Below are 8,078 nucleotides of genomic sequence, written 5' to 3'. Positions count from 1 at the left end.
GTGTATTTTCGTTTGTATTGTGTTAACTATTTCTTTCAAAGGCCAATTTAATACCAAACCCAATTAAGACGATTCCTGTAATTCCTTGAATATAACGCTGTGTCTTCGGTTTTTTCATAAAAGCACTAATTTTATCAATTAAAAATATATAAAAAGCAAACCAAATGACTGTTAAAATGAGATAAGTAAGTCCCATAACGAGAAGTTGTATAAATGTATTATGATTTGGATTTAAAAACTGTGGTAAAAAAGTTAAAAAGAAGACTGCAATCTTAGGGTTTAGTAAATTTGTAAGAAACCCTTGGCGAAAGCAAGAAGTATGTTTATTGTCATTATTTATTGGAACGTCATTTGTATTTAAGTCTCCGGTGTTTCTTACTGCTAAAAGGGCTTTAATACCAATATAGATTAAATATACAGCACCAACATATTTAAAAATAGAAAATAAAAGAGCAGACTTTACAATAAGTGCTGAAAGACCAATTACAGCAGCTAAAGTGTGAATTAAAAGCGCAACACAAGTACCAAAAACAGTTTTTACGCCGCCGATTTTGCCAGCAACCAATGTGTTTTTGGTAGCCATTGCTGTATCAGGACCGGGTAGAATAATAAGACATATAGACATAATAATAAACAGAAAAAAATTTTCCATAATGTTATCCGCCTTCCTTTGTTGTTTTTAGAAAATTCGATTAACGTTAGTTTAACATACATTTTATTTAAATAAAATTAAATTATATTTAAAATTATTTAACTGAAAAGAAGAGGCCATATAGAGTAGCTGAGAGTGAGCTACAATATATGACCTCTTTGTTTAGGCGTTAAGTAAGTTAAAGAATCGATTTACATCTTCTTCTGAAACATCACTTAAGTGTTTATATTTATAATTTGGATTTTGGTCTTTATCAACTACAACGGAGCGTACTCCTTCAAAGAAATCTTCATGTCGCATGAAATTTTTAGCGAGTATAAGATCTGTCGCAAAACATTCTTCAACTGACTTTTCTTGGCCATCGATAAACTGTTTTAATGTTACCTTTAATGAAACAGGGGATTTTGATAATAACTGTTCTTTCGTTGTTTGGGAAAATGGACTTTGATTTTTCTCTAAAGATTGAATGATTCCTTCAATTGTATCGAATGCAAAATGCGAATTAATTTCTTCTAATAAAGAAGAAAGATTGCCATCTAAGTTTGGAGCGGTTGCAAATGTACGAATAACTTCTTTTAAATGAGTATGTACATCTTCTTTTTGCCAATTTACATTTTCAAGTGCGGTAAGGAAATTTGGTAATGAATCTGATGTCATAAAGTAATCAGCAGCGTTAATGTATAATACATCAGGAGCTTTTAAAATGGATGCTGTTAAAGCAACATATCGGCCAGTATATCCAGGCGCTTTATTTAAGAAATAAGCAGCACCGACATCAGGGAAGAAACCGATGTTCATTTCAGGCATTGCCCACTTCGTACGCTCTGTTACAATTCGATACGTAGCTCCATTTGTCAGACCGACACCACCGCCCATTACGATTCCATCTAAACAAGCGATAATTGGTTTTTTGTATTGATAAATAAATGTATCAATTTCATATTCTTCTTCAAAAAACTGCTCTGCATGTTGTAATGCAACTTCGTTAGAACGTGCTTCGTATAGCGTTTTAATATCACCACCTGCACAAAAACCTTTCGTCCCAGCTCCCTTTAAAACGATGAGTTCAATACGCTCATCTTGCTCCCATTCTTTAAGTTTTTGCCCAATTGGCTGTAACATGTCATAGGATAAAGAATTGAGTGCTTTTGGACGGTTTAAAGTAATTGATGCAACGCCGTTTTCGCTAACAGAAAATAAAACGTGTTCAGTCATTATAAATCCTCCCTTACTTATCTTCTTATTCTTATTTCTTGATACATGCTGAAATGTCCTCTATAATTTTTGTCTAAATTAGGTGTTTAATGTTATTATTTACCGCATATTTTGACGAGTTATATTTGCAGGATTTCAGAGGATGAAGAGGAATATTACAACATTACTGTAAGTGCTATTATTTGAAAACGTCGTGTTGAAGGCGCTATTATATGTATAACTTAAATTGAGTTAGTATACGTGGCGTAACAATACATTAAAGAGTGGATGTAGAAAAGATCAAAAGGCTGAATTATCTAACTTTTAAAGAGTGTGGGGTTTGTATATAATTAGAAATAGAGAAAGGAGAGATCGGAATGCCAGGACCTTTACTATTGTCGGTTATTATTTTGTCATCTCTTATGGTAGGAATTACACAGTATTTTCATCATACAGATACGACAGAAGAAGTGAAGGATAAGGTACGTCTCGTGTTTCCGATTTTTATAATATCTATTTCCATATGTTTGTTATTAAATAAAGATGGGTATGTTGTGGCCGTATTCGCGTTTTTTGTAGCGATTGTCTTAATAACTGTATTGTACTACGTTATGAAAGAGTACTTACAAAAATAAGGATGCCTGAAAGGGCATTTTTATTTTTGTAGATTGATAATTTCACATACCGTATTTTATACAAAAAAACATAAAATATTTATAATTAAAAAAGTATGTACATCGTGGTGTATTTACTTGTCAATCTTGCATGACCACTATACTATTAAAATGTAGAGATTAGAAAAAAGGGGTTGTATCGAGCATGAAATTTGAGATGCACACAAAAATTATTTCAAATGAAAAAGAAGTAAGATTACATATAGAAGATAATTTATTTCAATTAATTTTAGATGGTTATCATCTATTTACTATTCAAGAAATATTACCTTTATATAAATCAAACGAAGAAAGAATCGGTAGTGCAATTGTCCAAAAGTTAGAATGGGAGAACGGAAAAACTACACTAAACTATCAGCTTGTTTCACTACAATCAGTAAACTAAAAGGAGAAGGGTAATATGAAGTTTTTTCATACAGCGGATTGGCATTTAGGTAAGCTTGTTCATGGTGTATATATGACTGAAGATCAAAAAATTGTGTTAGATCAGTTTGTACAAGCTGTTGAAGAGGAAAAACCGGATGCTGTAATTATTGCAGGAGATTTATATGACCGAGCAATTCCACCTACAGAAGCAGTAGACTTATTAAATGATGTATTACAAAAGATAGTTATTGATTTACAAACACCAGTAATCGCAGTTGCAGGAAACCACGATAGTCCGGACCGCATACATTTTGGTAGTAATTTAATGAAAAAACAAGGATTACATATTGTTGGACAATTCCAGTTTCCATACAATCCTGTTGTTTTAAATGATGAATACGGAGAGGTTCATTTCCATCTCGTTCCGTATGCAGATCCAAGTATTGTTAGACATATATTGAAAAATGAAGATGTTCGTTCTCATGATGATGCGATGCGTATTTTTATGAACGAACTCTCTGAAACGATGGATAAAGAAGCGAGACACATATTTGTAGGACATGCATTTATAACTTCTTCAGGAGAGGCAGAGGAAAATACGAGTGATGCGGAACGACCACTTTCAATTGGTGGTGCTGAATATGTAAATAGCCATTATTTTGATAAGTTTCATTACACTGCGCTTGGCCATTTACATCAAGCGCATTTTGTACGTAATGAGACAATTCGTTATTCAGGTTCGCCACTTGCATATTCTATTTCTGAAGAAAAGCATAAAAAAGGATATTATATTGTGGAACTGGATGAAAAAGGTGAAACAACAATTGAAAAACGTTTACTTACACCGCGTCGTAAAATGCGTACAGTAGAAGCCAAAATAGACGATTTATTGCTTCATCCAGTAAATGAAGATTATGTATTTGTGAAATTATTAGATGAAAATCCTGTCTTGCAGCCAATGGAAAAAATACGTTCTGTATACCCAAATGCAATGCATGTTGAAAGATCTATTCAAAGACGAGAGTTCACAGATGAAAATGAAGTAACTGTTTCAAGACATAAAACGGATGATTTATCTCTTTTAAAAGCATTTTATAAAGAAATGAAAGGGCTAGATTTATCAGAAGAGAAAGAACGTCTATTTTTAGATGTTTTGCAAACAGTGCAAGAACGGGAAGGTGAACGAGGATGAGACCGATTCAGCTTATAATGACCGCATTTGGTCCATATAAACAGAAAGAAGTAATCGATTTTAAAGATCTTGGTGAGCATCGTATTTTCGCTATTTCTGGAAATACAGGAGCCGGAAAGACAACGATTTTTGATGCGATTTGTTATGTATTATATGGAGAGGCTAGTGGAGAAGAGCGCAGTGATACAAACATGCTTCGTAGCCAATTTGCTGATGATAATGTTTATACAAGTGTGGAATTAACTTTTCAATTAAAAGGGAAAAGTTATGAAATAAAACGACAACTGGGCCATAAAAAACAAGGGAATAAAACAATTACAGGACATGCAGTCGAATTATATGAAGTAATTGATGAGGAAAAAGTTCCATGCGTCGATCGTTTTCATGTAACAGATGTAAATAAAAAAGTTGAAGATTTAATTGGATTAAGTAAACATCAATTTAGCCAAATTGTCATGTTACCGCAAGGAGAGTTTCGAAAATTATTAACATCTGAAACGGAAAATAAAGAAGAAATACTACGCCGTATTTTTAAAACAGATCGTTATAAATTAATGCGTGAGTTATTAGATCAAAAGCGTAAACAATGGAAAGACGTCTTACAAGAAAAACAAAAAGAACGTGAGCTATATTTCCGTAATGTATTTAAATTACCAATACGTGATGGAGCATTATTAGAGACATTAGTGGAGCAAGAGCATGTAAATACACATCAAGTAGCAGAGGCATTAGAACAAGAAAAAATTTGGTACAATGCAGAGGTTGAGCAATTACACGTAGAACAAAATGACAAAACGAAACAATTAAAAGAAGAAGAGGCACGTTTTCATGCAGCAAAAGCTGTAAATGAGAAATTCAAAGATTTAGAGCAAAAGAATGAGAAATACAGTACTTTACAAGAAAACCGTGCCGTAATCGAAATGAAAGAAAAATCTTTTAAACATGCGGAACAGGCGAAGCGATTATTACCATTTGAGCAATGGTATGAGGAAGCGATGCAACATGAACAGCGGTCTGAAAGTTTGTTAAAACAGATAATCGCGAAAAAAGAACATATAATGAACAGTTTTGCACTTGTTCAGGAGAAATATGAAGCATTAAAGAATAAGGCATCCGAGCGAGAAAATGCTAAAAAACAAGTTCAAAGACTAGAAGAGTTACAACCAATTATTGCATCATTAGCTGAGAAAAAGTTAAATTTGCAAAATGCTGAGATTCAAATAGGAAAATTAAAAGAAGGTATGCAAAAGTTAGATGAACAACTAGAAGCGCATACAAATGAAAAACAAAGAATGTCTGGCGAATTACAGCAATTAGAAGTAGCGCTTGAACAATATGTAGCTAAAGTAGAAGAACTAACGAATATGCGAGAAGATGCAAAAGTATTAAAGCAGGCATATGATGTATGGCAAGAAAAACAAAAATACGAGCAAGAAAAAGAAATTGCATTTCATAAGATGCAACTGGCAGTTAGTGCGTATGAAGATATGGAACGCCGCTGGTTAAGTGAGCAAGCTGGTATATTAGCTCTTCATTTACATGATGGTGAATCTTGTCCAGTATGTGGTAGTATGGATCACCCGAAAAAAGCTACAGAGCAAAGTAATGCCATTGATGAAAAAGAGTTAAATGGGCTAAGAGAAAAGAAAAACGTTGCGGAAAAATCACATGTTCAATTAGAAGAAAAGTGGAATTTCTATCGAGTTCAATATGAACAAGTGATAGAAGAAGTGCTAAATCGAGGGTATCGCGCAGAAGAATTAGTAGAAACATATAGGGCGCTCGTTCAAAAAGGAAAGCAATTAGCAGCAGATGTTAATGCGTTAAAGGCAAGTGAAGAAACGCGTAAGCAAATTGCTGTGAATATAAAAAGCGTAGAAGAAAAAGTAGAAGAACTCCAGAAACAAAAGCGTGAAGTAGAAACAATGCAGCACCGTACTGAAATGGAGTGTATGCAGCTTCGTACGTCATATGAACATGATAAGCAAAATATTCCGGAAAGCTTGCAAACGGTACAAGCTTGGAAAGTACAGTTTGACCAAGCTCTACAAGAACTCAGGTTAATGGAAGATGAATGGGAGAAAGTACAAGAAGCGTATCAACATTGGCAAAATGAAAATATACGTATTCAAGCAGAACATGATAGTGCTTCTAATCAATTTAATAGTGCAAAAGAGAAGAAAGAAGAGACTTTCACACGCTTTATGAAAGAGCTAGAACAAAGCGGATTTACAGATCAATTAACATATACAGAATCCAAATTAAATGATGCTGAGATGGATAAGTTACAACAAGAAATCCGAAGTTATTACTCATCTCTAGAAGTACTTACAAAACAAATTGAAGAATTAAAGGCAGAATTAAAAGATAAAGAGTATATGGACATTTCTTCATTAGATGAGCAAGTGAAAGAATTGGAAATTCACCTTGATATTATTAAAGAAAAACGACAACGTGCTCAAAATGCCGTATCATATATTACGGATTTACATGAAAATATTAAACGAATTGATGAACAAATTCATGAGGAAGAAAAAGCATTCCAAGAACTTGTTGATTTATATGAAGTAATGAAAGGGGATAACGATAGTCGTATATCCTTTGAACGTTACATCTTAATTGAGTATTTAGAACAAATTGTTCAAATTGCGAACGAACGACTACGTAAATTATCAAATGGACAATTTTATTTAAAACGAAGCGAACGAGTTGAAAAGAGGAATCGACAAAGTGGATTAGGCTTAGATGTATACGATGCATATACAGGTCAAACCCGAGATGTAAAAACATTATCTGGCGGTGAAAAATTTAACGCATCACTTTGCTTAGCGCTTGGAATGGCAGATGTAATTCAAGCGTATGAGGGTGGTATTTCCATCGAAACGATGTTTATCGATGAAGGATTCGGCTCATTAGATGAAGAGTCATTAACGAAAGCAGTTGACGCCCTAATCGACTTGCAAAAATCAGGTCGATTTATCGGCGTAATTTCACACGTTCAAGAACTGAAAAACGCAATGCCGGCTGTATTAGAAGTAACGAAGCAGAAGGATGGCTGTAGTCAGACGCGGTTTGTGGTGAAATAGGATTGTCAAATTGAAAGGATCTATCATTACTTTGAGCATCGTACCAAATCGGTACAACGTTTTTCAATAAAGTTCAAATGAATTTAATAATGTTTTTATATAAAGCCGTCTCTATAGTAGAGGCGGCATTTGTATTATATAAAGGAATGAACGATGCAATTATGAATCATTTGAAGAAGGTGGCGTATTTGCCAAACGATTATAACTTTTAAAGGCTGCAATTGCAGATATAACACCTCCTGTTAAAAATAAAGCTGAACCACCAACTAAAATAATACGACTGACATATGTTTCACGAGCTTCTTCAACTTGTTCTTGTGACGGCGTTGGCATATAAATTCCCCCTCAATAAGAATGTGTTTTGCAATAGTATATACAAATGCCTAACATGTGTTAAAAAAGCTGGATAGTTATAGGTAGAATCATCTAGTTGTTTTTAGTTTTGTAATAAAAAGTTATAGAAAGTTAAATGAATTCTATAGTATCCAAAAGCGTTTCAATTATTTGAAAAATCTTCATCCTAAATTTACGCTAACTTCACATGCAGCACAAATTGAAATTGTATTATGTATATGTACCAAATAAATAAAATTGTATAGCATTGCTGTTTTTAAATAATTAAAATCCTATTATTTCTATATAAGGGTCTTAATTGTATGTTAGAGATTACATTTTATTTAGAAGCAGATTTTAATAAAAAGGAATTCAAACAAAAGGGGAATGTCTTATGACAACATATACGAGCGAGATAAAAAAAAGTTTAGTTACTGAAGAAGATGTGGACATTTTAAAAATAATGGCGCATCCAATACGATTACAAATTGTAAATGAATTAAGTGTACGCAAAACTTGTAATGTAACGCAATTAACAGAAATATTAAATATTCCTCAATCGACTGTTTCGCAGCATTTAT

Annotated in this window: 8 protein-coding genes; 5 read left to right on the top strand and 3 right to left on the bottom strand. The window is 33.3% G+C overall.

Annotated features, from left to right (window positions below; translation table 11 throughout):
- Positions 1-22: 22 nt before the first annotated feature.
- Positions 23-655, bottom strand: coding sequence for a LysE family translocator (locus V7038_RS13115; RefSeq protein ID WP_098988116.1), 633 nt, complete (start codon positions 653-655; stop codon positions 23-25).
- Positions 656-814: 159 nt separating this feature from the next.
- Positions 815-1,867 carry an enoyl-CoA hydratase/isomerase family protein gene (locus V7038_RS13110; protein WP_283747452.1) on the bottom strand — a complete coding sequence of 351 codons (1,053 nt, stop codon included), beginning with the start codon at positions 1,865-1,867 and terminating at the stop codon, positions 815-817.
- 356 nt (positions 1,868-2,223) lie between these two features.
- Between V7038_RS13110 and V7038_RS13105 the strand changes: the two genes are divergently transcribed.
- The 4 genes from V7038_RS13105 to V7038_RS13090 all read left to right on the top strand — a co-directional run bounded on the left by V7038_RS13105 (position 2,224) and on the right by V7038_RS13090 (position 7,164).
- Entirely contained in the window at positions 2,224-2,481 is a 258-nt protein-coding gene (locus tag V7038_RS13105; RefSeq protein ID WP_002200574.1) for a hypothetical protein, read from the top strand.
- 184 nt (positions 2,482-2,665) lie between these two features.
- Positions 2,666-2,905: a DUF2584 family protein gene (locus V7038_RS13100; protein WP_002085739.1), complete on the top strand. Its 240-nt coding sequence runs from the start codon at positions 2,666-2,668 to the stop codon at positions 2,903-2,905.
- 15 nt (positions 2,906-2,920) lie between these two features.
- Entirely contained in the window at positions 2,921-4,078 is a 1,158-nt protein-coding gene (locus V7038_RS13095) for an exonuclease SbcCD subunit D (RefSeq protein WP_002200573.1), read from the top strand.
- The gene (locus V7038_RS13090; protein WP_283747451.1) at positions 4,075-7,164 is read left to right on the top strand and encodes an AAA family ATPase; all 3,090 of its coding nucleotides are present in this window, start codon (positions 4,075-4,077) and stop codon (positions 7,162-7,164) included. The genes V7038_RS13095 and V7038_RS13090 overlap by 4 nt, the downstream gene beginning before the upstream one ends.
- A 159-nt stretch (positions 7,165-7,323) precedes the next feature.
- On the opposite strand, the gene V7038_RS13085 is transcribed toward V7038_RS13090, so the two are convergent.
- Complete coding sequence (locus V7038_RS13085; protein WP_002200571.1) at positions 7,324-7,497, bottom strand: hypothetical protein; 174 nt, start codon at positions 7,495-7,497, stop codon at positions 7,324-7,326.
- Between the two features lie 394 nt (positions 7,498-7,891).
- On the opposite strand from V7038_RS13085, the gene V7038_RS13080 reads away from it, so the two are divergent.
- Positions 7,892-8,078: ArsR/SmtB family transcription factor (locus V7038_RS13080; RefSeq protein WP_335470470.1), on the top strand; the 187-nt coding region annotated here is incomplete at its 3' end.

It is taken from the genome of Bacillus sp. JJ783, from assembly GCF_036963225.1.
Classification (GTDB): Bacteria; Bacillota; Bacilli; order Bacillales; family Bacillaceae_G; genus Bacillus_A; species Bacillus_A cereus_U.
This window is presented reverse-complemented; position numbering and strand designations above follow the sequence as displayed.